We start from the raw sequence: 21,826 nt of genomic DNA, 5'->3' as shown, positions 1-21,826 counted from the left end.
GTTGGCGCGGGTCGAGCCAGGGGGTGGGCGAGGCCGTGACCGTACAACCCGGACCTCACGAGCGTCCGTTCCTGGCTCGAGTGGTCCGTCGCCTTGCGGTCCTGGTGATCCTGGTGTGGGTGGCCATCACTGCGCTGGTCACCCTGGGGGTGCCCTCGCTGGAACAGGTCGCCCGGGAACGCGCCGTCTCCCTGAGCGTCCAAGACGCGCCGTCCATGCAGGCCAGAGACCACATCGGGAAAGTATTCGAGGAATCCAACACCGATAGCGTCGCGATGGTCGTGGTGGAAGGTGAGCAACCGCTCGGGGAGGCCGCCCACCGGTACTACGACGATCTCATCCGGCAGTTCCACGCCGACGACACCCACGTGCAGCGCGTCCAGGATTTCTGGGGGGATCCGATGACCGCGCAGGCCGTACAGAGTGCGGACGGTAAAGCGGCTTATGTTCAACTCAACCTGTCCGGGAACCAGGGCGAGACGCTGGCGAACCAATCGGTGGACGCGGTCCGCGACATCGTGGCGCAAACACCTGCCCCGGAGGGGATCACGGCGTATGTGACCGGTCCGACACCGCTTTCCGCGGACCTGGCGTACACCGGCGATCACACCGCCGTGAAGATCACGGTGGCGACCGTGGTGGTGATCTCAATCATGTTGCTGCTGGTGTACCGCTCGATCACCACCGTTGTCCTCGTCATGGTCGTGATGGGGATCGGCCTGGCAGCCGTCCGCGGTGTGGTCGCGTCCCTGGCGCACTTCGGCCTCATCGGGCTGTCCTCGTTCGCGATCAGCATCCTGGTGGCTCTCGCCATCGCTGCGGGAACCGACTATGCGATATTCCTGATCGGGCGCTATCACGAGGCCCGACAAGCCGGCGAAGACCGCGAGACGGCGTACTACACCGCCAATCGTGGTGTTTCGCATGTCATCTTGGCATCCGGTTTGACCATCGCCGGGGCCACCTTCTGCCTCAGCTTCACCCGGCTACCCATCTTCCAGACCATGGGTGTGCCGTGCGCGGTGGGAATGCTCGTCGCGGTTGCGGCGGCACTGACCTTGATTCCCGCCGTACTCACGGTGGCGAGCCGGTTCGGCCTCCTCGAGCCGAAGCGGACGACATCGACGCGCGGCTGGCGACGAGTCGGCACGGCGATCGTGCGCTGGCCCTTGCCGATCTTCGTGGCGTCCTGCGCTCTCGCCATGGTCGGACTGTTGGCCCTGCCCGGGTACCAGGTGAGCTACGAAGACCGCCCGTACATGCCGCAGGACACGCCTGCCAATATCGGCTGGGCGGCCGCCGACCGCCACTTCTCGCCGGCGCAGATGATGCCCGAACTCCTGATGATCGATTCCGACCACGACATGCGTAACTCCGCGGACCTCCTGGTGCTGAACAAGGTGGCCCAGGACATCTTCGACGTCGAGGGTATCGCCCTGGTGCAGGGCGTCACTCGCCCGGAAGGCACGCCGCTGCGGCACGCATCGCTTCCGTCCTTGGTCAGCATCGGGACCGCCGGTCAGCAGCAGAACGTCCAGTTCATCAAAGACCGCATGGAAGAGATGCGAGCGCAAGCCGATGAACTCGACGGCACCATCGCCTCGATGGAACGCGGCTATTCCTTGATGAAACAGTTGACCGCCAGCACCAACCACATGGTGGGCGTCTCACATGAAATGGTGGGCATTTCCAAAGCGATCCGTGACGACCTCGGCCGACTCAACGACTCGTACAACCGTTACGACAAGATTCTGTTCTCCGACTCCTGCATTCTCTTCGCCACGTGTGAGGCCGCCAGAACCGGGCGCGAAGCCGGGTTGGCGGCCTCGGCGGGCACCGACCGGCTCAACGAGAAACTCGACGAGCTGACGCCGGACCTGAACAATGTGAACACCGTTGCGCCGCAACTGGTTGCGCTGCTCCCGCCGCAGATCGAAACACTGAAGAGCATGCAGACCATGATGTTGACCACGTACAGCACCATGTCCGGAATCCTGGGGCAGACCGAACAGTTGGGCACCAATGCAGCTGCCATGGGACAGGATTTCGACGCGGCGAAGATCAACGAGTCGTTCTACCTTCCTCGTGAGGTGTTCGACAATCCGGAGTTCCAGCGCGTGGTCAGGTTGTTCATGTCGCCGGACGGCCACGCGGCCCGGTTCATAATCACCCACCGGGGAAATCCGGCCTCCAAGGACGGGATCGCGCGTATCGACACGATACGGACAGCCGCAGAAGAATCCGTCAAGGGAACGTCACTCGCGAATTCGCAGATCTATGTCGCTGGTACGGCGTCGGTCTTGAAAGACCTTCAGGAAGCCTGGAATTACGATCTGTTGATCGCCGGGATCGCCTCGTTGTGCATCGTGTTGATCATCATGTTGATGATCACACGAAGTCTCGTTGCGGCGCTCGTGATCGTGGGCACGGTGGTGGCCTCATTGGGGGCGTCGTTCGGTCTGTCGGTACTTGTCTGGCAACACATCATCGGCATCAACCTGCACTGGATGGTGATGCTGATGTCGGTCATCATCCTTCTGGCAGTGGGGGCCGACTACAACCTGCTGCTGGTCTCCCGCTTCAAGGAGGAGATCGGCGCCGGAATCAAGACGGGGATGATTCGCGCGATCGGGGGCACCGGCAAGATCGTGACACTTGCGGGGCTGGTGTTCGCCTTCACCATGGCGTCGATGTTGGTCAGCGATCTGCTGGTGGTGGGACAGGTGGGCACCACGATCGCTCTGGGCCTGCTGTTCGACACCTTGATCGTTCGGTCGTTCATGATGCCGTCTGCGGCTGCGTTGCTCGGACGGTGGTTCTGGTGGCCCATGAACGTCCGCAGTCGTCCGGCGCGCACCGCCCACCGCGCCGGGTCCGGTCCGAACCCCGCTCAGAACGGCTCGGTTCACGATCTCTCGGTCGACGATGAGGTGAGACAGTTCGTCGCCCCTCGCTGAACCCCCGGAAATTGCAGCGACGGCTACGGCCGCCGTATTAGCGACGTCGACGCGCAGCGTGGCGTGACGACAGGTCGGGCCCGGGTGTGCGGCGCAGTGCCGCTGCGCGGTGGACTGGTGGCGTATGCCATCGCACCGGCTGCAGATCGGTGGGAACGGAGACGTCACTTCAGCCACGCAATTACCGGAGGTCACAACAGTATTGGCGTGAACCACGTATCGGTTACCGCGTGGCAGGTTGGACTCGGTTCCCGTCCTGCCGTGGGAGACCCCCGGGCAGGACGTGCTCGAGGCAATATCTTGATGCAAGAGCATGATTCGAACGTTCTACGGTGTGGTCGATCCAATGCGAGTTGCATTGCCACGTCCGATCGCCGCTTGCTGGACGAAGTGTTCATCGTGGATTTCCTCCGCGAGATATCGCCGCATTTGGTTGCACGGGAAACGTTTTGGTCGGCAACATCGTGCTCCCGTCAACACGGCCCGAGCCGGTGGAGAAGCCGGTCAGGGCGCCACAGGCGCACATTTGCGGGCTGCCGGAGTGTCGCTGTCGGCCGCGTAAAAGTCAGAATGCGGTTCCAAACGGCGTTAGCGGAGGTACGCTCAGCAACATTCACTTGATTGTGGGAGGGAAGCGCCATGGGTGCTGCGCGCCAAGCAAGACGTCACCGTCGACGGAAAGCCGACCGCAAGGCCGGCGCCGGATGGCCGTCCCAGGCGGTTGGCGGTGCGGGAAACGCGACAGCGGCATCTCACCGGTCGCAGCGCAGCGCCTCGGCGCTGTCTCAGCTCACGGCCGGTGTGGCAATGGCAACGGCCACCGTGTTGACCGTCACCCAGGTCGCAGCACCGGCACCACCGCGTGCAGAGGTCCGCGTGATCGACACGGACGTCGACCTGGCTGCCGCGTCGATCGCCAACATTCCGCTCAATCTGCTCATCGACATCATCAACATTCCAAATTCCGAGCTGCAAGCCTTCGACCTGTTCGCCCAAGCCCAGCTGTGGGGCGGGAACTGGTTGGTCACCGGCCCGTCCAACATCTGGGGGACAGACCCCGCGGACGCGGTGCGGTTCATGGCGGCGGCTGCGATGGCGATTCCGATTCCTGCCCTCTCGGGGCTTGATCCCGACGCTCCGCTCGACGCCGACAACCCGCTCGGGGTGTTGGCAGGCAACGGTCTGGCGCAGAAGTTCTGGCGCTTCTGGGCTGCCGAGTTTCCGGTTGACCCCAACTGCGACGCCGAGGGGTGCGTCCCCACCACGCCGACGGCGCCGATCACCGGAATCACGGGTATCGACCGATTGATCTGGAACGTCATGATGTTCACCGGCATGGTGGACTTCCCGATGATCGGTGGCTTCTTCAAAATCGGTCTGTCCGAGCTGATCAACGGAAGCTACGGCCCCGTCGAAGGACCCAGCGGCAAGATCAACAACATTCCCGGGTTCAACATCCCCGGCACCATCGACGGTCCCAATGGCGAGAATTTCCTGCCGTGGGCCAACACACCCATCGACATGGATCTGGTTTCACCTTTCGTGAACTACCTGAACCACTTGATGGCGGACCCGGCGGACAACCCGATCAAACTTCCCAGCCTCGAGCAACTCGGCAGAACCATCCAGACACTGGTCGCGGGCCTGGTGGTCGGATTCGACCCCTACACCCCCGGAAGCCCGCTGTGCTGGGGCTACTGCCCGTATGTGCCGCCGGAGCAGGACTATCCGGCCATCGTGAAGTTCATCGGGGATCTGTGGCCGGGGAACGAGAAGATCGACGCATGGCTGGAAGCGTACGAAAACGGCACGGCCAACACCCCGATGGGCGACTACATCGCCGGCAACATCAACCTGTTCCGCCTCGCCGAGTCGTGGTGGGACTTCTCCAACAAGCCGCTTGACCCGCAGTTCGTCAACATCGGTTTCAACCCGAGCGATCTGGCACCGGCGTTCTACAACATGTGGAAGATGCTCGGATACGATCCGGATCCTCTCTACCCGGACGGAGACACCACCACCGGTGTGCCGACGCCGGTGGGCGCCGTCAGCGGTGTCTATGCCCTGAAAGGCATTCAGCTCGCTCCGTTCCCGTTCCTGATGGAAAGCGATCAGTGGATCGAGGACAAGGCCGCCACCTATGTCGGCAGCCTGACCGATCTGGATACGTCCAACGTCAACAACGTGCCCTGGTGGGAGCCGAGCGACCTGGTCGGCAAATGGACCTTGACCAACGCGATCGGCGACGACCCGTCGCCGACGATCTTCGGCTACTCCAGGGGAGCGTTCGTCGGCGGCGAGTGGAAGAAGGACTTCAACGAATACGGGGGGATCGAAGGCGTCAACCCGTCCTTCGTATTCATCGGAAATCCGTTGCGCCCCAACGGTGGATCCTCGGTGCGCATTGATCCCTTCTGGACCGACACCCGCGGCACCCCGACCGAGACAGCCGGTGCCGAACCCGGCCAGATCACCACGCGCGACATCGCCTACCAGTACGACTTCTTCGCGGACACACCCACGAACATGCTGAATCCGATCTCGATGACCAACTGGGCGTTCGGCATCGTCAACCACCTGTTCTACCCGGATGACCCGGAGAGCAAAGCGGTGCTGCAGGATCGCTACGGCGACACCGAGTACTACCTCATCCCGTCGGAGACCGTCCCGCTGCTGTATCCGGTGCAATGGCTACCCGTCGTCGGTCCGGCGTTGGCCGACATCCTCGATCCCGTGGCACGGGTCCTGGTCGAGTCCGGGTACAACCGGAACATCAGCCCGGGCGAGCCCACAGCAACCAATCTGTTGTACTTCCCCAACCCCGGGGAATTCGCCACCAACCTGTCCGTTGCCGTGGCCACCGGATTGGACAACGGATTCGAGCAGATGGGTCTGGGTCGCCTGCTGGGAACAACACGACCCGACACCACCGGTCAGGGCGCGTACGGGGTCGGCGGCCCACCCGTCACCATGGACGAGTCGGACGAGGACGCCGCGGGAGAGGACTCGGAGGACACAACCCTACGGCTGGCCAGCCTGTTCGGAGATCGTTCCGGCGACGAGGATTCCGGCGATCGCACCGCCGGCGACGACGATGCCGTCGTGGATGCCGAGGATGACGCCACCGCCGAGGATGACGCCACCGCCGAGGATGACGCCACCGACGAGGACGCAACGGGCGACGACGTGGCCGATGACGCTGCCGTCGTGGAGGACACGGCCGACGAGGACGAAGCCGCTGAGGACACCGAGGAGAATGTCACCGGCGAGGAGGAAGCGGGCGACACCGAGGACACCGAAACAACCGTCAGTGACAAGCGCGCCCGCTACACCGACGGCACGGGCCGCGACAAGACCAGCGGCGGTCGGCACGCCCGCAACGATGACGCCGAGGGTCCCGAAAGTACCGGGGGCGCACGGCATGCCCGCACTGACGACGCTGAAGGCAGTGACGATGCCAGCGACGCTCGACATGCCAGCAGCGACGATGACACCGGCGGTAGCGATGACACCGGCAGCAGCGAGAAGAAAGCCGCGTAGCCGCGGCGACGGAGCCGCGTGACCACGCGCATCGCGGTTCCGGAGCTGAGTCCGGCGCAGGAAAGCCTGTTCCTCACATTGGGTAGCCGGGCACTGGACAGTCGTCTGCCGCGGCCGTTCCTGGGCGACAACAACTCCGACGAGCTCATCACGACAATCGGTTACAACCTCGACAAGTTCCCGCAGCTGAACACCAAGTTCCTCGACCGCCGTTCCAGAGTCTTCGACGTGGCGGTGCGGACCAAGATCATCGACGAGATGGTGCGCCGGTTCGTGGCTCACCACCCGGATGCCGTCGTGCTGGATCTCGGGGCGGGTCTGGACACCAGGCGTTGCCGGGTCGACCCGCCGGCCACCGTCGAGTGGTACGACATCGACTATCCCGTCGTCGCCGATCTTCGGCGAAAACTGTTGCCGCACAGCAACAATACCCACAATGTCGGTGCTGACCTGACCGACCCCGGGTGGTTGCGCGACATTCCCCGAGACCGGCCGGCGATGATCGTCGCCGACGGTGTTGTGCTGTTCCTGGCCCAAGATGACGTGGTGGCGCTGCTGAACCGGCTGGTCGGCCATTTCCCGAACGGCCAGGTGGCACTCAACGCCTACACCACCCACGCCATGAAGACCTTCAAGCGCTCCCGCGCGATGCGCGCCATTGCCGGCGGTCTGGCCAATCCCGGCTTGAACGATCCCAGGCTGCTGGAACAGTGGGTCGACGGTTTGTCATTACTCGACGAGATCTTCCTCACCCGGACACCCGAGGTGGCCGATCTTCTGCTGATCGGGCGGGTCGCAGCCCGGTTGGCTGCCCGGAGCGCAACGTTGTCCCGGCTGATTGCCACCGTCGTATTGCGTTACCGCTTTGACGGCCATACGTCCGGTCCCACGTGAGAGGTCAAGAGGGACACGAAGATTCAGCTGATTCGAAGATCGGCCACGAGTTACGCGCCTTCCGCACCGTCGGGTCCCTTCGAGCCGATGCCATTGGCGCCGGCGCCGCCCTTGCCGGGCGTGGCGGTCGGCCCGACAGCCGAACCACCGGCGCCGCCTGCGCCGCCGGGTCCACCGAGACCAAACTGGCCACCGTTGCCGCCGTCACCACCCTTGGCAATCGTTCCGGTAGCGCTGCCGCCCGGGCCACCCGCGCCGGACGGGCCGATGCTGACGGTCTTCCCGCCTGCCCCTCCATTACCGCCGCGGGCGGTGCCGTTTTCGGTCTTCGCCGCGCCACCGGCGCCTCCGTCGGCGCCGACGCTCGAGAAGCCACCACCGCCTTGGCCCCCGTTGCCGCCGGTGGCGTCTCCGGTGGTGGTGGTGGCGTCACCGCCGTTTCCACCGGGCTGCGCGCCATTCCACTTTCCGTGGCCTGACTGCGGGCCGTCCCCACCCTTGGCGTCACCGATGACCGTGAAGGCATCCCCCCCGTCGCCGGCCTTGCCGCCGATGCCCGTGGGATTGAGGTCGGAGACGCGTGAGCCCGGCAGACCGCCATCGCCGCCAGTGGCATTGCCCACGGTGGCCGTGGCGTTTCCACCATTACCCCCGTTTCCGGGATTGCCGCTGAAGAGTCCGCTACTACCCCCGGCGCCGCCGGGCGCCGCTGTGGCGTCCCCCTTGGGGTTGACCGCGTTGCCGCCGTTGCCCCCATGGCCCCCGGAGCCGTTGCCAAGACCACCGTTGCCGCCGTTGCCACCGGCGCCGGCGGCCTTGATCAAGGTTCCGTCCGCTGCGTAAACCGCGTCGGTGCCGGCACCACCGTTGCCGCCGTTGCCGTTCCAACCCGCGTTGCCGCCGGCGCCGCCGAAGGCGCCGTCGCCACCGTTTCCGCCGAAGAGTCCACCGTCTTCCCCGTTGCACAGGGATATACAGTCGGGGTTGAGTTCCAGGGCATCGCGCCCGTCGCCGACCAGCCAGCCACCCGGGCCGAACATGGGCCGTGATTCCTCCGCCGGGGCCGCCGCTGCCGCCGTGCCGGTGCCGATGAAAGCCTGCGCGTGAGAGCCGTTTTCGAGGTACCACAACGGTTCTGAAGCGGCAATCTCCGACTCAGTGGAGGCAAGACGCACGTCGGCGGTCAGCACCGGTGCCTCGCGCAGGGCCGACGGCAAGGCGACGATCCCGACCACTGCCGCCCCGCAGGCAACCGCCGACCCGAAGGCGGCGACGGCGAACGTCCCGACGTTCACCTTGGTATTGAACTGATCAAGCATTTCCGATGCCTTTCGCGTCGAGCCCAGCTGGTACAGGCGTCACGGTTCTTCGGGACCCAGCGGTAAACATGTGCAAGCACGTGTTCATGGTTTTGCCCCGCAACGATGGTGCGGCACTGCTTGCCATTCGTGTACGCGACTGCGGGCCGAGGGTACCAGTAACGGTCCGACGGTGTATCCACGAGACCCGGCAATTGCCCAGTAACCAAGCTCCGCTGTCTCGTGTGTCATTTCCGACCGTTGGTGAGTGCACGAATCACACAATAAATGGTGCCGTATTCTGTCGTCCGCTATTCCGGCAAAACGGTGACAATTCGACCGCCTTACCCAATTCGGTTACGCATCTATCACGTCCTCAGAACCGGGATATGCCAGGCAGAAGGCGTGAACCCCGGTTTACCAGCAACCGGTTTCGCACGCTGACGCGCGGCCCGGCGAAGAGTCCATGGCAACGAACAATTGTGGGCCCAGCGTGCAATCGATCAGAAACGCATTCCAGGAGAAATCGAATGATGTTCGAATTTCTGGCGAAGTTTGCATGGTTGCTTGGCGAATTAACTGGACCATGTTCCGGGGACTTCGACGATTGCTGCGCGAAAGGTTCTATCAGCAAGAATCGAGAAAGAATGCAACTGCAGCTAATTTCTTGGCCCATACTGAAACCGCGAGAGTGAGCGGATTTGGGTAGGTCAGGCCGTTGCATTTGCATCTAAACAACTACCGGATGCAAAGATATCACAAGAATTCCATTGATCAATGGCATTCTCAATAGCACGTCCACACCTCGCGAACCGGCGCCGCGCGGCGGAGTTCGGGCACCGGGTGCCCGCGGCACGTGCGGCCGCTGCATCCGCCAAAACCGTTGCAGTACAACAGTTGGTCTCGAGATGGGGGAGTGAGGTCCGGGTGCGGCCTACAGCTGGGCCGCCCAGGTCATCCCTGGATGACCTGGGCGGTGTTCCCGGACAACGTCACAGCGTCGCCGGGATGCAGCTGCCTGCCCCGCCGGAGCTCGACCTCGCCGTTGACACTGACGAGCCCGTCGGCGATCACCGCTTTGGCGTCGGAACCGGAATCGATGAGCCCCGCCACTTGCAGGAACTGTCCGAGCCGGATGACGCCGGTGATGGGAACCTCGGTGATGCTCACCGGGTCAGGGTACTAACCCAGCCGAGGGTCGATCAGGTACTTGCTGCCCACCCCGTTGGCCATGTCCTCGAGGCTGTCGATCAGCTTGTCGAGCGGGCGCACCTCGGTGATGAGGTCCTCGCCGTTGAGCTGGCCGGTCTCGATCAGACGCAACGCGCGCTCAACGTAGAGCGGTTCGTGGTGGAAGACGCCGGTGACGGTGTACTCGAAGTAGTGCATGTCGTTGGCGTTCAGCGAGAAGTGCGCGCCCACCGGGGGACCGCCGAACATGACGGCCTTGCCGCCGGGGCGCAGGCATTTGGCGGTCTGTTCCCACACCTGGGGCAGGCCGACGGCCTCGATCGCGACGTCGGCGCCCTTGCCGTACGGGGTGAGTGCGCGCACCGCCGCGGCCACCTCGTCGACGCCCGGATGCTCGGAGATGTCGATGATCTCCTTGGCGCCCATCTTCTTGGCGGCCTCGAGCCGGAACGGGGACTGGTCGACGGCGATCACGTGGGCGCCGCGCAGCGTGGCCAGCCGGATGAACATCTGGCCGATCGGTCCCGCCCCGTTGACGGCCACCACATCGCCGAGTTCGATTCCGCTGACATACATCCCGTGCACGACGGTCGCCAGCGGTTCCAGCGGCGCCACCGACGCGAACGAGGTGGTGTCGGCGATCTGATAGGTGTTGCGCCGGACGATGGCGGCCGGGATCACGACCTCTTGGGCGAAAGCACCGTTGAGGAATTCGAGGTTCTCGCACAGACTCAGCCGGCCCGCCTTGCACGCCCAGCAGCCGCCGCAGGGGGCGGTGTTGGCCGCGACCACCCGCATGCCCGGCTCGAAGTCGGTGACTCCGGCCCCCACGCGGGTCACCACACCGGCGAACTCGTGACCGAACGGCGCCGGAAAGGACTTGAAGAGCTTGTGGTGGCCACGACGGTAGGCCTTGAGATCGGTGCCGCAGGTGGCCGCGGCATGCACCTCGACGACGATCTCGCCGGCCTCGGGGTTGCGGGTCGGCACGTCCTCGATCCGCAGGTCGCCGGGTCCGTAGAAGACGGCTGCTCGCATCACTGTTCTCCCATGTCGAAAATCACACGATTCGTGTTTGATTTAACTTATTGTGCCACGCCCGGGTGACCCGCCGGCATCCGCCCGTCAGTTCGAGCGCGGGGCGACGGTGACACTGCCGTGGTGCTGGCACAGCGCGTCGAGGGTGGCCTCCGGCGTCGCGGAATCCACCACCACATGATCGAACTCGGACAGCGCGCACAGCCGGAACAGGGCGCGCCGCTCGAATTTGGTGTGATCGACCAGCAGGACGCGGGTCTCGGCCGCCGCGATCAACGCGCGTTTCACCGAGATGGTGTCCTGACGCTGGTGATAGCACGCCGTCCCGGTGACCGCTGAGGTGGACATAATCAGCACATCGGCGTGCAGGGCCGCGATCGCATCGAGGGTCATCTGGCCCATGAAGGAGTTGCACCAGGCCCGGTACTCCCCGCCGATCAGGACGATCTCGACGTCCTCGGTGTCGACGAGGCCGTTGACCACGCTGAGGTTGTTGCTCGCCACGGTCAGTGGCGCCTTGGTGCCCAGCAGGTCCAGCAGCGGCAGCACCGTGGTGGAGTCGTCGAGCATGACCGTGTCGCCGGGGTGGATGAACTCCAGCGCTGTCGCCGCCAGGTCCCGCTTCTCGTCGCGCTGCTGCCCGCGCCGGTAGGCGTCGTTGGATTCGACTGTGCTGGAGGGCAATGCGGTGGCCACCCCACGCGCCTTGCGCAGGACGTTCTGGGCTTCGAGCCGGTCGAGGTCGCGGTGGATGGTCATCACGCTGACGTCGAACATGCGCGCCAGATCCTCGATGGCCACCGACCCTGCCGCCATCACGGCCTCGGTGACCAGGCGGTGACGCTCTTCCTGCCGCGCCGCCGCCTTGCCGTTCTGACTCGGGCTGCTCATCGGCTGTTCCTTCCCTCCCACCCGGCCCTGCTCCGCGGGGTGGATCGGCTCGGCTTGTCGGGCGACGACACGCCGAGCCTAACCAGTATCAGTGTGTCGCCCTACTCCTCGTTGGCCATGTCTCCGGTTTCGATGTTCTTGTCGATCACCTGGGGCAACCGGTCCAGCAGCGCCTGCCGGTCCGTGACGACGTTCTGGAGCACCTCGTCGATGTTGCTCGAGTCCACCGGGGGCATGGTGTAGACGAACTCGCGCGACATGTCCTCGCCGTCGGCGACCCGCTTGGCCACCGCGAGACCGTCGGCGAGTTCGATCGTGCCGTGCTGCAACGACGTTCCGATGAAATCACCGGTCTTGACGGCGTTGAGGCCGTCCTCGATACCGTCGATGCCGACGATCGGGATCGTCAGCCCGGATTCCTTGATGGCCTGCAGCGCACCCAGGCCCATATCGTCGTTCTGGGCCACGATGCCGTCGATCTGGGGACCGAACGCGGTGATCCAGTTGCGCATCTTGTTCACCGCGATATCCCGGGTGTTGTCGCCGGTGTCCATCGCCAGCACGTTGATACCCGGGTTGGCTTTCAGGATCTCCTGATTGCCCGCGGTGCGGTCGATCTCGTAGGACGAACCGAGCTTGGTCTGCAGGATCACGATGTTGCCCTGGCCGCCCAGGTGGTCGACCATCTGCTGCATCTGCTGCTTGCCGGCCGCGACGTCATCCGGCAGCACCGTGGCGGCCAGCTTCGAGTCATCCGAGAGCGCGGCGTTGACGGCCAGTACCGGGACGCCCTTGGTGTTGGCCGACTCGATCTGCGGCTGTAGCGAATCCGCTTGCACGGGAACGATGATGATCGCGTCGACGCCCTGGTTGATGTACTGGTCCACCTGGTCGGCCTGGGTGCTGACGTCGCCGCCGGCCGACTTCCACAGCAAGTCGATGTCGTTGGCCGCCGCGTAAGTCTCCATCCCGGACTTTCCGGCGGTGATGAACGAACTCATGTCGTAGACGGTCACGCCGATGGTCTTGCGATCGTCGCCGGCGCTGGTGTCCCCGGCGCCACACGCGGTCAGCGCCGCCATGGTCACGACGGCGGTCCCGGCGACCGCCGCGAGCTTCGCCGACCGCGTCTTCACAGATCTCATTTCTTCCCTTCACGGCTGAGCTACTTCACATTTGTATGTGAGAAATCACATGCTAGCCGTGATTTATATCAGGTCAAGGGTTTTCTGTGGTGTCGGTCACGCGGTTTTCGGTTGGCCGTACGTACTGAACTTCGCGACCACGTGCTCGAGCTCCTCGGGGCTGATTTCCCGTGGTGTACCGACGGCGGCGGCGCGCAGCCACACGTCGCACAGCCATTCCAGCTGGCTGACCTTGTCGAAGGCGTGCCCGAGGGAATGGGAGAAGGCGATGGTGCCGTGGTTGGCCAAGATGGTGGCGCTGCGCTCGTGCAGCCCTTCGGCCATCGCGTCGGCCAGCTCCGGCGTGCCGTAGGTGCGGTAGGGCGCCACCCGCACCTGGCCGCCGAACATCGCGAGCTGGTAGTGCACCAGCGGCACGGTGTCCTTCAACAACGAAAGGGCCGTTGCGGCAGCCGAATGCGTGTGCACCACCGCTGTTGCGTCGAAGTCCTGGTAGCAACGCAGGTGCATGGGCAGCTCGCTGGTCGGCTTGAGGTCGCCGGCGACCACGGTGCCGTCGAGCCGCACCACCGGAACGTCCTCGGGGCGCATCGTGGCGTAGTCGACGCCGGAGGGCGTCACCGCGATCACGTCGTCCACCCGCAGAGAGATGTTCCCCGAGGTGCCCACGACGAGGCCGTCGGAGGTGAGTCGGTTGGCGTACTTGACCACCTCGGCGCGGGCCGAGTCTAGGTTGGATGCAGCGGAGGTCACGGGCTGGCCTTTCGTCGAGGGCAACGGGGCCGCGGCAGCGATCCCGAGCACTTATCTAACACAGTGCATGTTATAACTAACACTGTTGCATGGATCACTCTGTCAACAGTTTCGAGGAGGATCTCGCCGATGGCCGATCGCGATCTGGTGCTGGCTGTCGACTGTTCGACCAGCGGCGCCAAAGCGGTGGTGTTCAGCCCGGACGGACGTTCGCTGAGCGTCGGACGCACGACGTTTCCCATGGCCAAGACGCCCGAGGGCCGGCACGAGCAGGACGCCCACGACTGGTGGCGGTCCGTCAGCGCGGTCATCGCCGAGGCCATGAGCAGCGTGGACCGATCCCGGGTCGCGGCCGTGACGGTCACCCACCAACGCGAGACATTCGTCTGCGTCGACGCAGCGGGCGAACCGTTGCGCCCGGCGATCGTGTGGGCGGACAACCGGTCGGTGCCGCAGGTCGAGGAGTACGGCTCCGACGAGACCCACCGGATCTCCGGGCGGGTGCCCGACATCACCCCGGCCATCTTCAAACTGGCCTGGCTCAAAGAACACGAGCCCGAAACGCTGCGGCGGGCCACCCGGGTCGCCGATGTGGCCGCCTACCTGCACTGGCGACTGACCGGACGCTGGGTCACCAGCGCCTCCAGCGGCGACTCGCTGGGCCTGATGGACCTGGCCTCGCGGCAGTGGTCATCCACACTCTGTGAGATCGCCGGCGTGGACGCCGGTCAACTGCCGGAGATCGCCACCCCGGGCAGCGTCATCGGCGCTGTCGAGGGTGCCGTCGCCGAACAGCTCGGCCTGACACCGGGCACCCCCGTCATCGCCGCTGCCGGCGACGGCCAATGTGCCGCTCTGGGCACCGGCGTCTCGGATTCCGAGACCATGTACCTCAACGTCGGCACCGCACTCGTCGCCGGTTATGTCTCACCGGAGTACCGCTGGTCACGCAAGTACCGCACCGTGCTCGACGCCGCCGGGCAGGGATTCCTCTTGGAGGCGTTCACGCTGTCGGGTGCGTATCTGATCACGTGGTTCGTCGACACCTTCGTGCCCGCACTGCTGGCCCAGGGCGCGGACCGGTCCTGCGCGGCCCGTGAACAGGATCTCGAAGCAGGTGCACAATCGGTACCGCCGGGCAGCGACGGCTTGTTCACCGTGCCCTACTGGAACGGCTCGCAGACGCCCTACTGGGAGGGCAACGCGCGCGGAACCGTGCTGGGCTGGTCGGGGATCCACACCGGCGCCCACTTCTACCGCTCCGTCCTCGAAGGTTCCGCCTTCGAGGTGCGCCTGCAGGTCGAAGGCGTCGAAGCGGACACCGGCGTACCGGTGCGCCGGTTCCTGGCCACCGGCGGCGGCTCCCGCAGCCCACTGTGGTCGCAGATCATCGCCGATGTGACCGGCATGCAGGTCGACATCTGCGCCGAGTCGGAGACCACCGCACTGGGTGCGGCCATGATGGCCAGCTGCGCGGTGGGTATCCACGCCGACATGCGGACCGCTGCCGCCGCGATGACGCGCACCGTGAAGTCCATCTCCCCGCAACCCGAGGTGGCCCAGCAGTACGACGAGCTCTACAAGCGCTACCTGCGGATCTACCCGACCGTGCGGGAGCTCTGCCAACGCTGACCTGTTGCGTCGGTCAGTGGCTCTTTTGGCTGGCCGGCCATGATTCGCCTCGGCTGTGCCTGGCCTGTTGCGTCGGTCAGTGGCTCTACGATCGGACGTCGTGAACGCGTCTGACAGGTGGGTGTTGCACCTGGACATGGACGCGTTCTTCGCCTCGGTGGAGCAGCTCACCCGACCCACCCTGCGCGGCCGTCCCGTGCTGGTCGGCGGCCTCGGCGGCCGGGGCGTGGTGGCCGGGGCCAGCTACGAAGCCCGCGTCTTCGGCGCACGGTCGGCCATGCCCATGCACCAGGCTCGACGCCTGGTCGGCGCCTCCGCGGTGGTGCTGCCCCCGCGCGGTGTCGTCTACGGCGTGGCCAGTCGGCGGGTGTTCCAGACCATCCGCACCGTGGTGCCCGTGCTCGAGCAGCTGTCCTTCGACGAGGCGTTCGGGGAGCCTGCCGAACTCGCCGGAGCCGCTGCCGCCGACGTCGACGCCTTCTGCGAACAACTGCGCCAGCGGGTCCGCACCGAGACCGGGTTGGTGGCGTCGGTGGGCGCCGGCTCGGGCAAGCAGATCGCCAAGATCGCCTCCGGCCTGGCCAAACCGGACGGGATCCGGGTGGTGCGCCGGGACGAGGAACGCCCGCTGCTCGACAGCCTGGCGGTGCGCCGGCTGTGGGGGATCGGGCCCGTCGCCGAGGACAAACTGCACCGCCTGGGCATCGAGACCATCGGCCAGTTCGCCGCACTGGCCGAAAGCGAGGTGGCCAGCATCCTCGGCGCCACCGTCGGCCCGGCGCTGCACCGCCTCGCCCGCGGGATCGACGACCGGCCCGTCGCCGAGCGTGCCGAAGCCAAACAGATCAGCGCCGAGTCCACCTTCGCCGCCGACCTGACCACCCTGGATCAGCTTCGCGAGGCCACCGGCCCCATCGCCGAGCACGCGCACCGGCGGCTGCTGCGCGACGGCCGCGGCGCCAGGACCGTGACGGTGAAACTGAAGAAGACCGACATGAGCACCCTCACCCGGTCCGCCACCCTGCCGTACGCCACCACCGAGGCAGCGACCCTGGCCGCTACGGCGCGCCGATTGTTGTTGGACCCCATCGAGATCGGCCCCATCCGGCTGCTCGGCGTCGGGTTCTCCGGACTGTCCGATGTCCGGCAGGAGTCGCTGTTCCCCGATCTGGATCAGCAGGAAGTGCACGAAGCCCAGCTGGGGGAGACGGCCGCGCCGGTCCGCGCCCCGGCGCCGGAGGCCGGCGGGTGGCGGATCGGGGACGACGTGGCCCACCCCGAACTCGGCCACGGCTGGATCCAGGGTGCCGGCCACGGAGTCATGACCGTGCGGTTCGAGACCCGGGCCAGCGGCCGCGGTGTCGCCAAGACCTTCCCGGTCGCCAGCCCCGACATCGTGAGCGCCAACCCGGTCGACAGCCTGGACTGGCCGGACTACATCGACGACATCGAAGACGACGCCGAGCCGGCCTCAGCCGAACCGGTCGACGATCTCGGCGGGCGCTGAGCCGGCCGCCAGCGCGGCGATCAGGAGCACCCGGGCCTGGGGCGGCCGCAGCCGCGGCACCACCAGCGCGCCGGCGTCCACCAGCGCGCGTCCCGGCCCATATCCCGGGCTGACCTGCCCACCCGGCACTCGTGTCGACACCGCCACCACCACTCCGGCCGCGCAGTGCCTGCCCACGGCGTCGATCACCGCCGCGCCGGCATTGCCCGACCCCAACGCCTCGAGCACCAGCCCCCGGGCCCCGGCCGCGACGAACGCATCCATCGCCACCCCATCGGAGCCGGCGTACACCGGTACCACGTCCACCCGCGGGGCGGCCCCCGCGCGCACCCGACCGACCGTGCTGCGTTCCTTGGCCGCGACCACCTCCACGCGCCCCGCGGACACCGTGGCCACCACCCGGCCGGCGAAACCGGTGAGATCCGCGGTGGCCACCTTCTGCAGACCCAGCGGCTGCAGCACCCGGCCCGCGAAGCACACCGTCACACCCCAGCCTGCGACCGCCGGGTCGGCTGCCACCGTCAGCGCGTCGCGAAGGTTGCCCGGCCCGTCGGCGTCCGGGGCGTCGGAGCTGCGCTGAGCGCCGGTGAGCACCACCGGCACCGCCCCGTCATAGGTGAGTTCCAACCACAGCGCCGTCTCCTCCATGGTGTCGGTGCCATGGGTGAGCACCACCCCGTCGGCGCCACCGGCCACCGCCGCGTCGATGGCGTCGCGCATCGCGTCCCACTCGGCCGGCCCCAGCATCGAACTGTCGACCGCCATCAACTCCACCGTCTCCACGTCCGGACGGGGTTCGACAGCTGCCAGCAGATCGCCGGCGCTGCGGGCGGGCCGTTTCACCCCGTCGGTATCGGTGCTGGTGGCGATCGTGCCTCCGGTGGCGATCACGACGAGGCGTGGCATGGGCTGATCATGCCTGATCGCGGGGCTCGAAGCGGTTAGGGGATGATGGTCGGGTGACTGACGAAACACCCGGCTCGTCGGAGCCGGGGGACCGTTCAACCGGAGACAAGGCCACCGACCCCGGGCCGAGAGAGCCCGCAGAGTCCACAGACGCCGGAGAGACCCAGCCCGACGCCGATGTCGTGGAGCAGGAGACGGTGGAGCCCAAGCCCCGGAAACGTCTGAAGCTGCTGTTGTCGGTCGCGTCGGTGGTATGGGTGCTCGACATCATCACCAAGGTCGCTGCCGTGCATCTGTTGACCCCCGGCCAGCCGGTGTCGATCATCGGCGACACCGTGACCTGGACGCTGGTGCGCAATTCCGGTGCCGCGTTCTCGATGGCGACCGGCTACACCTGGGTGCTGACCCTGGTGGCCACCGGTGTGGTGATCGGAATCATCTGGATGGGCCGACGTCTGGTGTCCCCGTGGTGGGCCCTCGGCCTGGGCATGATCCTGGGCGGCGCGCTGGGCAACCTGGTCGACCGGTTCTTCCGCTCACCCGGCCCACTACGCGGCCATGTCGTGGACTTCCTGTCGATCGGATGGTGGCCGGTGTTCAACGTCGCCGACCCGGCCGTCGTCGGTGGGGCGATCCTGCTGGTGGTGCTCTCACTGTTCGGTTTCGACTTCGACACCGTCGGCCGGCGCAAGCCCGAACTCGAACCCGAGCCGCAGTAATGGCCGAACGGTCCATGCCCGTCCCGGAGGGGCTTGCCGGTATGCGCGTCGACGCCGGACTGGCGCGCCTTCTGGGACTGTCGCGGACGGTCGCCGCCGAGATCGCCGAGGACGGCGGTGTGGTCCTCGACGGCACCCAGGCCGGCAAATCCGACAAGCTGACCGCCGGTGCCTGGCTGGAAGTGCGTCTGCCCGAGGCACCGCCGCCGGTGGAGAACGTGCCCGAGGAGATCGAGGGCATGTCCATCCTGTACTCCGATGACGACATCGTCGCCGTCGACAAACCACCCGGAGTGGCCGCGCACGCCACGGTCGGCTGGCACGGCCCCACCGTGCTCGGCGGGCTGGCGGCCGCCGGATTCCGGATCAGCACCTCCGGCATCCACGAACGCCAGGGCATCGTGCACCGACTCGACGTCGGCACCTCCGGTGTCATGGTGGTGGCGCTGTCCGAACGCGCCTACACCGTCCTCAAGCGGGCCTTCAAACAGCGCACCGTGGACAAGCGCTACCACGCCCTGGTGCAGGGCCATCCCGATCCGTCCAGCGGCACCATCGACGCCCCGATCGGGCGCCACCGCGGACACGACTGGAAATTCGCCGTCGTCGAAGGCGGCAGGCACAGCGTCACCCACTACGACACCATCGAGGCGTTCCAGTCCGCCAGCCTGCTCGATGTACACCTGGAGACCGGCCGCACCCACCAGATCCGGGTGCACTTCGCGGCGCTGCACCACCCCTGCTGCGGCGACCTGACCTACGGTGCCGACCCCACTATCGCGAAACGGCTTGGGCTGCAACGACAGTGGCTGCACGCCAGGTCACTGGCCTTCGCTCACCCCGCCGACGGGCGGCGGGTCGAGATCACCAGTCCCTATCCCGACGATCTGCAGCACGCGCTCGACGTGCTGCAGAGTCACGAGTGAGCAGTCCCCGATCCGGGCTGCTGTACGGACTGGGCGCCTACGGCTCCTGGGGCCTGTTTCCGGCGTTCTTCCCGCTGCTGGAACCGGCGGGCGCGTTCGAGGTGCTGGCCCAACGCATCCTGTGGACGCTGGCGTTCATGGCCGTCGTCGTGGTGGCCGTCCGCCGGCTACCCGATCTGCGCCGCATCGACCGCCGGACCTGGCTGCTGCTGATCCTGGCGTCGGCGCTGATCTCGATGAACTGGCTCATCTACATCTACGCCGTGAACAACGGGCACGTGGTGGACGCGGCCCTGGGCTATTTCATCAATCCGCTGGTCAGCGTCGCCCTCGGTGTACTGATTTTCCGCGAGAAGCTCAATCGCGCACAGGTCGCGGCACTGCTGATCGCCGTCGTCGCCGTGGTGATCCTGGGGGTGCAGTTCGGCGCACCGCCGTGGATCGCACTCGGGCTGGCGTTCTCCTTCGGGCTGTACGGCGCCGTCAAGAAGGTGGTGCCCGCCGATCCGCGGGTCAGTGTGGGTGTGGAGGCGGCCGTCGCGGCGCCGGCCGCGGTGGCCTACATCGCCGTCCTCGAAGCCGCCGGCCAGGGCCACTTCCTCGGGTTCGGGGCCGGACACACCGCGCTGATGATGCTGTCGGGTCCGCTCACCGCCATCCCGCTGCTGCTGTTCGCCGCCGCGGCGCAACGACTGCCGCTGGTGACCCTCGGTCTGCTGATGTACCTGACCCCCGCCATGCAGATGACGTGGGGGATCGTCGTCGGCAACGAACCGATGCCGCCCGTGCGCTGGCTCGGTTTCGCCCTGATCTGGGTGGCGCTGGCCGTGTTCAGTGCCGATGCGATCCTGCGGACCAGACGATCGAAGAATCCCGGCGCTGATGTCGATTCCGGGGCGCATCGATCGTCATCTCGGTGACCACCATCGATCCGGGAGGATGTCACCATGCAGTACAGCCTGCTCATGCACTACCAGGAAGGCCCCGACGCCGGCCTCACCGACCAGGACATGGCCCCGGCCCGGGAAGCGTTCGCGCGGTATGCCGCTGACCTCGACGACGCGGGGGTGTTGATCGGCACCCAGGTGTTGCAGAGCACCGCGGTGGCCACCACCTACACCGCGCGCAACGGCACACCCGAGGTCCAGGACGGCCCGTTCGCCGACACCAAGGAACGCCTCGGTGGCATCTTCGTGATCGACGTGGCCGACCTGGACGCCGCCCTGGCCTGGGCGGCCCGGTGCCCGGCCGCCCAATGGGGCTCGGTCGAGATCCGCCCGGTCGCGGTGACCTATGCGCGGGAACGGGGCTGGTATCAACCCTGAGCAGCGGTCGCCGAGGTGGCCGGCCGCTCCTACGGCCGGCTGCTGGCCCTGCTCGCCGCGGCCACCGGTGACATCCCGGCCGCTTCCAGTACGAGGCGGCCACTCCGCCCTGTCACATTTCCAGCCAAACCGTGCGCGACCATCTTGCGGCCAGGCTGGCGCTGCGAGTCCCGGGCGACGTGATACACATCGTGGGGCCGCCGAGCACGGCCACGAAAGGCGGGGACTGCAGGATGGACGAGCGGGCGCGGGTGGCGGCTGCGCGGCGACGCAGGATCTCGATCGCCGTCATCGCGGCGGTGGGCGGGGTGGCCGTCGTCGTGCCCATCGCCGGATCGTTGCTGATGCAACTCGCGAGCTCCGATGGCCGTGCCGACGAGCAGGCAGCCACGCCCATCTCGACCGAACCGCCGGTCTACACCATCAAACCGCTGGCGGTTCGCCCCGTGGTCGCCGTGGAGGGGGTGCTTCCCGAGCAGTGTCCGCCGCCGCAGCCCGTGGTGCCCACCGCGGAGCTGCGCACCTGCGACTTCGCCCGCAGCGCGCTGTACACACTGGGCCCCGAAGGGGTGCAGTTGCAGCTGGTCCGCGTCGACTCCCTGCTGTCACCGATCACCAACGGCTACATCGTCCAGGTGTCGATGAATGCCGAGTCGGCAACGGCGTTCGCCGACTACACCGGGACCCAGGTCGGCAAGCAGGTGGCGTTCGTGCGGGCTTCGGTGGTGGTGTCGGCGCCGCAGATCACCGAGGCCATCTCGGGTGACACCCTGCAGTTGTCGGGGAATCTGACCGAACAGCAGTCCGACGAGATGGCCCGCCTGCTCCAGGACGAGGCCTGATCAGCGGGCTCGTCGACCGCGCCAGACACCCCACACCGTCACCACCAGCAGCACCGGGTAGATCACCAACAGATCGATCCTGATGTTGGCGTCGGGCCGGTCTTCGCTCACGAAGAGCTCCCACCCGAAGTACGCCAACCAGAGGGCAGCCGCCACCCCTGTGACGTGAGAACGCGACCATGACCAGACGGCGACCAGCACACAAACCGGAAGTAACGCCAACCCCGGATAGTCGATGAACAGGGTCATCGTGAGGCCGCGA

Annotated in this window: 18 protein-coding genes; 10 read left to right on the top strand and 8 right to left on the bottom strand. The window is 66.4% G+C overall.

The window, feature by feature from the left end; genetic code table 11:
* The first annotated feature begins 35 nt into the window (after window positions 1-35).
* The 3 genes from AC3A6P_RS29545 (at window position 36) to AC3A6P_RS29535 (ending at window position 7,391) form a co-directional block, all read left to right on the top strand.
* Complete coding sequence (locus AC3A6P_RS29545; RefSeq protein ID WP_487695926.1) at window positions 36-2,957, top strand: MMPL/RND family transporter; 2,922 nt, start codon at window positions 36-38, stop codon at window positions 2,955-2,957.
* Window positions 2,958-3,764: 807 nt separating this feature from the next.
* On the top strand, window positions 3,765-6,497 hold the full coding sequence (locus AC3A6P_RS29540; protein WP_487695925.1) for a PE-PPE domain-containing protein: 2,733 nt from the start codon (window positions 3,765-3,767) through the stop codon (window positions 6,495-6,497).
* Window positions 6,498-6,515: 18 nt separating this feature from the next.
* Window positions 6,516-7,391: a class I SAM-dependent methyltransferase gene (locus AC3A6P_RS29535; protein WP_487695924.1), complete on the top strand. Its 876-nt coding sequence runs from the start codon at window positions 6,516-6,518 to the stop codon at window positions 7,389-7,391.
* 50 nt (window positions 7,392-7,441) lie between these two features.
* Here AC3A6P_RS29535 and AC3A6P_RS29530 read toward each other — a convergent pair whose 3' ends face one another.
* From AC3A6P_RS29530 to AC3A6P_RS29505, 6 genes are all read right to left on the bottom strand, one after another.
* On the bottom strand, window positions 7,442-8,710 hold the full coding sequence (locus tag AC3A6P_RS29530; RefSeq protein WP_487695923.1) for a hypothetical protein: 1,269 nt from the start codon (window positions 8,708-8,710) through the stop codon (window positions 7,442-7,444).
* Window positions 8,711-9,643: 933 nt separating this feature from the next.
* Window positions 9,644-9,859 (bottom strand): RNA-binding S4 domain-containing protein, encoded by a 216-nt coding sequence (locus AC3A6P_RS29525; RefSeq protein ID WP_487695922.1) that lies wholly within the window; start codon window positions 9,857-9,859, stop codon window positions 9,644-9,646.
* A 12-nt stretch (window positions 9,860-9,871) separates the two neighbouring features.
* Window positions 9,872-10,918 carry a zinc-dependent alcohol dehydrogenase gene (locus AC3A6P_RS29520; RefSeq protein WP_487695921.1) on the bottom strand — a complete coding sequence of 349 codons (1,047 nt, stop codon included), beginning with the start codon at window positions 10,916-10,918 and terminating at the stop codon, window positions 9,872-9,874.
* 87 nt (window positions 10,919-11,005) lie between these two features.
* Window positions 11,006-11,809 (bottom strand): DeoR/GlpR family DNA-binding transcription regulator, encoded by an 804-nt coding sequence (locus AC3A6P_RS29515; RefSeq protein WP_487695920.1) that lies wholly within the window; start codon window positions 11,807-11,809, stop codon window positions 11,006-11,008.
* A gap of 101 nt (window positions 11,810-11,910) precedes the next feature.
* Window positions 11,911-12,954, bottom strand: coding sequence for a substrate-binding domain-containing protein (locus AC3A6P_RS29510; RefSeq protein ID WP_487695919.1), 1,044 nt, complete (start codon window positions 12,952-12,954; stop codon window positions 11,911-11,913).
* Between the two features lie 96 nt (window positions 12,955-13,050).
* On the bottom strand, window positions 13,051-13,707 hold the full coding sequence (locus tag AC3A6P_RS29505; RefSeq protein ID WP_487695918.1) for a class II aldolase/adducin family protein: 657 nt from the start codon (window positions 13,705-13,707) through the stop codon (window positions 13,051-13,053).
* A gap of 129 nt (window positions 13,708-13,836) precedes the next feature.
* Here AC3A6P_RS29505 and AC3A6P_RS29500 point away from each other — a divergent pair, with 129 nt between their 5' ends.
* Together AC3A6P_RS29500 and AC3A6P_RS29495 are read left to right on the top strand one after the other, a co-directional pair.
* The gene (locus tag AC3A6P_RS29500) at window positions 13,837-15,339 is read left to right on the top strand and encodes a xylulokinase (RefSeq protein ID WP_487695917.1); all 1,503 of its coding nucleotides are present in this window, start codon (window positions 13,837-13,839) and stop codon (window positions 15,337-15,339) included.
* A gap of 136 nt (window positions 15,340-15,475) precedes the next feature.
* A complete protein-coding gene (locus AC3A6P_RS29495; RefSeq protein WP_487695949.1) occupies window positions 15,476-16,846 on the top strand; it encodes a DNA polymerase IV in 1,371 nt (456 codons plus the stop codon).
* Here the strand turns inward: AC3A6P_RS29495 and AC3A6P_RS29490 are convergent.
* The gene (locus tag AC3A6P_RS29490) at window positions 16,811-17,752 is read right to left on the bottom strand and encodes an asparaginase (protein WP_487695916.1); all 942 of its coding nucleotides are present in this window, start codon (window positions 17,750-17,752) and stop codon (window positions 16,811-16,813) included. The two genes, AC3A6P_RS29495 and AC3A6P_RS29490, sit on opposite strands and share 36 nt — an antisense overlap.
* A gap of 182 nt (window positions 17,753-17,934) precedes the next feature.
* On the opposite strand from AC3A6P_RS29490, the gene lspA reads away from it, so the two are divergent.
* From lspA to AC3A6P_RS29465, 5 genes are all read left to right on the top strand, one after another.
* Window positions 17,935-18,471, top strand: coding sequence for a signal peptidase II (lspA, locus tag AC3A6P_RS29485; RefSeq protein ID WP_487695948.1), 537 nt, complete (start codon window positions 17,935-17,937; stop codon window positions 18,469-18,471).
* On the top strand, window positions 18,471-19,397 hold the full coding sequence (locus tag AC3A6P_RS29480; RefSeq protein ID WP_487695915.1) for an RluA family pseudouridine synthase: 927 nt from the start codon (window positions 18,471-18,473) through the stop codon (window positions 19,395-19,397). The genes lspA and AC3A6P_RS29480 overlap by 1 nt, the downstream gene beginning before the upstream one ends.
* Window positions 19,394-20,317 carry an EamA family transporter RarD gene (rarD, locus tag AC3A6P_RS29475; protein ID WP_487695914.1) on the top strand — a complete coding sequence of 308 codons (924 nt, stop codon included), beginning with the start codon at window positions 19,394-19,396 and terminating at the stop codon, window positions 20,315-20,317. The genes AC3A6P_RS29480 and rarD overlap by 4 nt, the downstream gene beginning before the upstream one ends.
* A 27-nt stretch (window positions 20,318-20,344) precedes the next feature.
* Window positions 20,345-20,722, top strand: a complete 378-nt coding sequence (locus tag AC3A6P_RS29470; RefSeq protein WP_487695913.1) for a YciI family protein — start codon at window positions 20,345-20,347, stop codon at window positions 20,720-20,722.
* A gap of 233 nt (window positions 20,723-20,955) precedes the next feature.
* Complete coding sequence (locus AC3A6P_RS29465) at window positions 20,956-21,564, top strand: SecDF P1 head subdomain-containing protein (RefSeq protein ID WP_487695912.1); 609 nt, start codon at window positions 20,956-20,958, stop codon at window positions 21,562-21,564.
* Here the strand turns inward: AC3A6P_RS29465 and AC3A6P_RS29460 are convergent, their stop codons facing one another.
* Window positions 21,565-21,813: a hypothetical protein gene (locus AC3A6P_RS29460; protein WP_487695911.1), complete on the bottom strand. Its 249-nt coding sequence runs from the start codon at window positions 21,811-21,813 to the stop codon at window positions 21,565-21,567.
* Window positions 21,814-21,826 lie beyond the last annotated feature (13 nt).

The organism is Mycobacterium sp. Soil_C_30, from assembly GCF_057656995.1.
The sequence above is the reverse complement of the archived record's forward strand: the minus strand, read 5'-3'. Positions and strand labels throughout refer to the sequence as shown.

What these genes read in the sequence shown, in the direction of transcription:
- AC3A6P_RS29540 (WP_487695925.1), top strand. Translation starts at nt 3,765, where the DNA reads ATGGCAACGGCCACCGTGTTGACCGTCACCCAGGTCGCAGCACCGGCA.
- AC3A6P_RS29530 (WP_487695923.1), bottom strand. Translation starts at nt 8,710, where the DNA reads ATGCTTGATCAGTTCAATACCAAGGTGAACGTCGGGACGTTCGCCGTC.
- AC3A6P_RS29520 (WP_487695921.1), bottom strand. Translation starts at nt 10,918, where the DNA reads ATGCGAGCAGCCGTCTTCTACGGACCCGGCGACCTGCGGATCGAGGAC.
- AC3A6P_RS29515 (WP_487695920.1), bottom strand. Translation starts at nt 11,809, where the DNA reads ATGAGCAGCCCGAGTCAGAACGGCAAGGCGGCGGCGCGGCAGGAAGAG.
- AC3A6P_RS29510 (WP_487695919.1), bottom strand. Translation starts at nt 12,954, where the DNA reads ATGAGATCTGTGAAGACGCGGTCGGCGAAGCTCGCGGCGGTCGCCGGG.
- AC3A6P_RS29500 (WP_487695917.1), top strand. Translation starts at nt 13,837, where the DNA reads ATGGCCGATCGCGATCTGGTGCTGGCTGTCGACTGTTCGACCAGCGGC.
- AC3A6P_RS29495 (WP_487695949.1), top strand. Translation starts at nt 15,476, where the DNA reads ATGGACGCGTTCTTCGCCTCGGTGGAGCAGCTCACCCGACCCACCCTG.
- AC3A6P_RS29490 (WP_487695916.1), bottom strand. Translation starts at nt 17,752, where the DNA reads ATGCCACGCCTCGTCGTGATCGCCACCGGAGGCACGATCGCCACCAGC.
- AC3A6P_RS29480 (WP_487695915.1), top strand. Translation starts at nt 18,471, where the DNA reads ATGGCCGAACGGTCCATGCCCGTCCCGGAGGGGCTTGCCGGTATGCGC.
- AC3A6P_RS29470 (WP_487695913.1), top strand. Translation starts at nt 20,345, where the DNA reads ATGCAGTACAGCCTGCTCATGCACTACCAGGAAGGCCCCGACGCCGGC.
- AC3A6P_RS29465 (WP_487695912.1), top strand. Translation starts at nt 20,956, where the DNA reads ATGGACGAGCGGGCGCGGGTGGCGGCTGCGCGGCGACGCAGGATCTCG.
- AC3A6P_RS29460 (WP_487695911.1), bottom strand. Translation starts at nt 21,813, where the DNA reads ATGACCCTGTTCATCGACTATCCGGGGTTGGCGTTACTTCCGGTTTGT.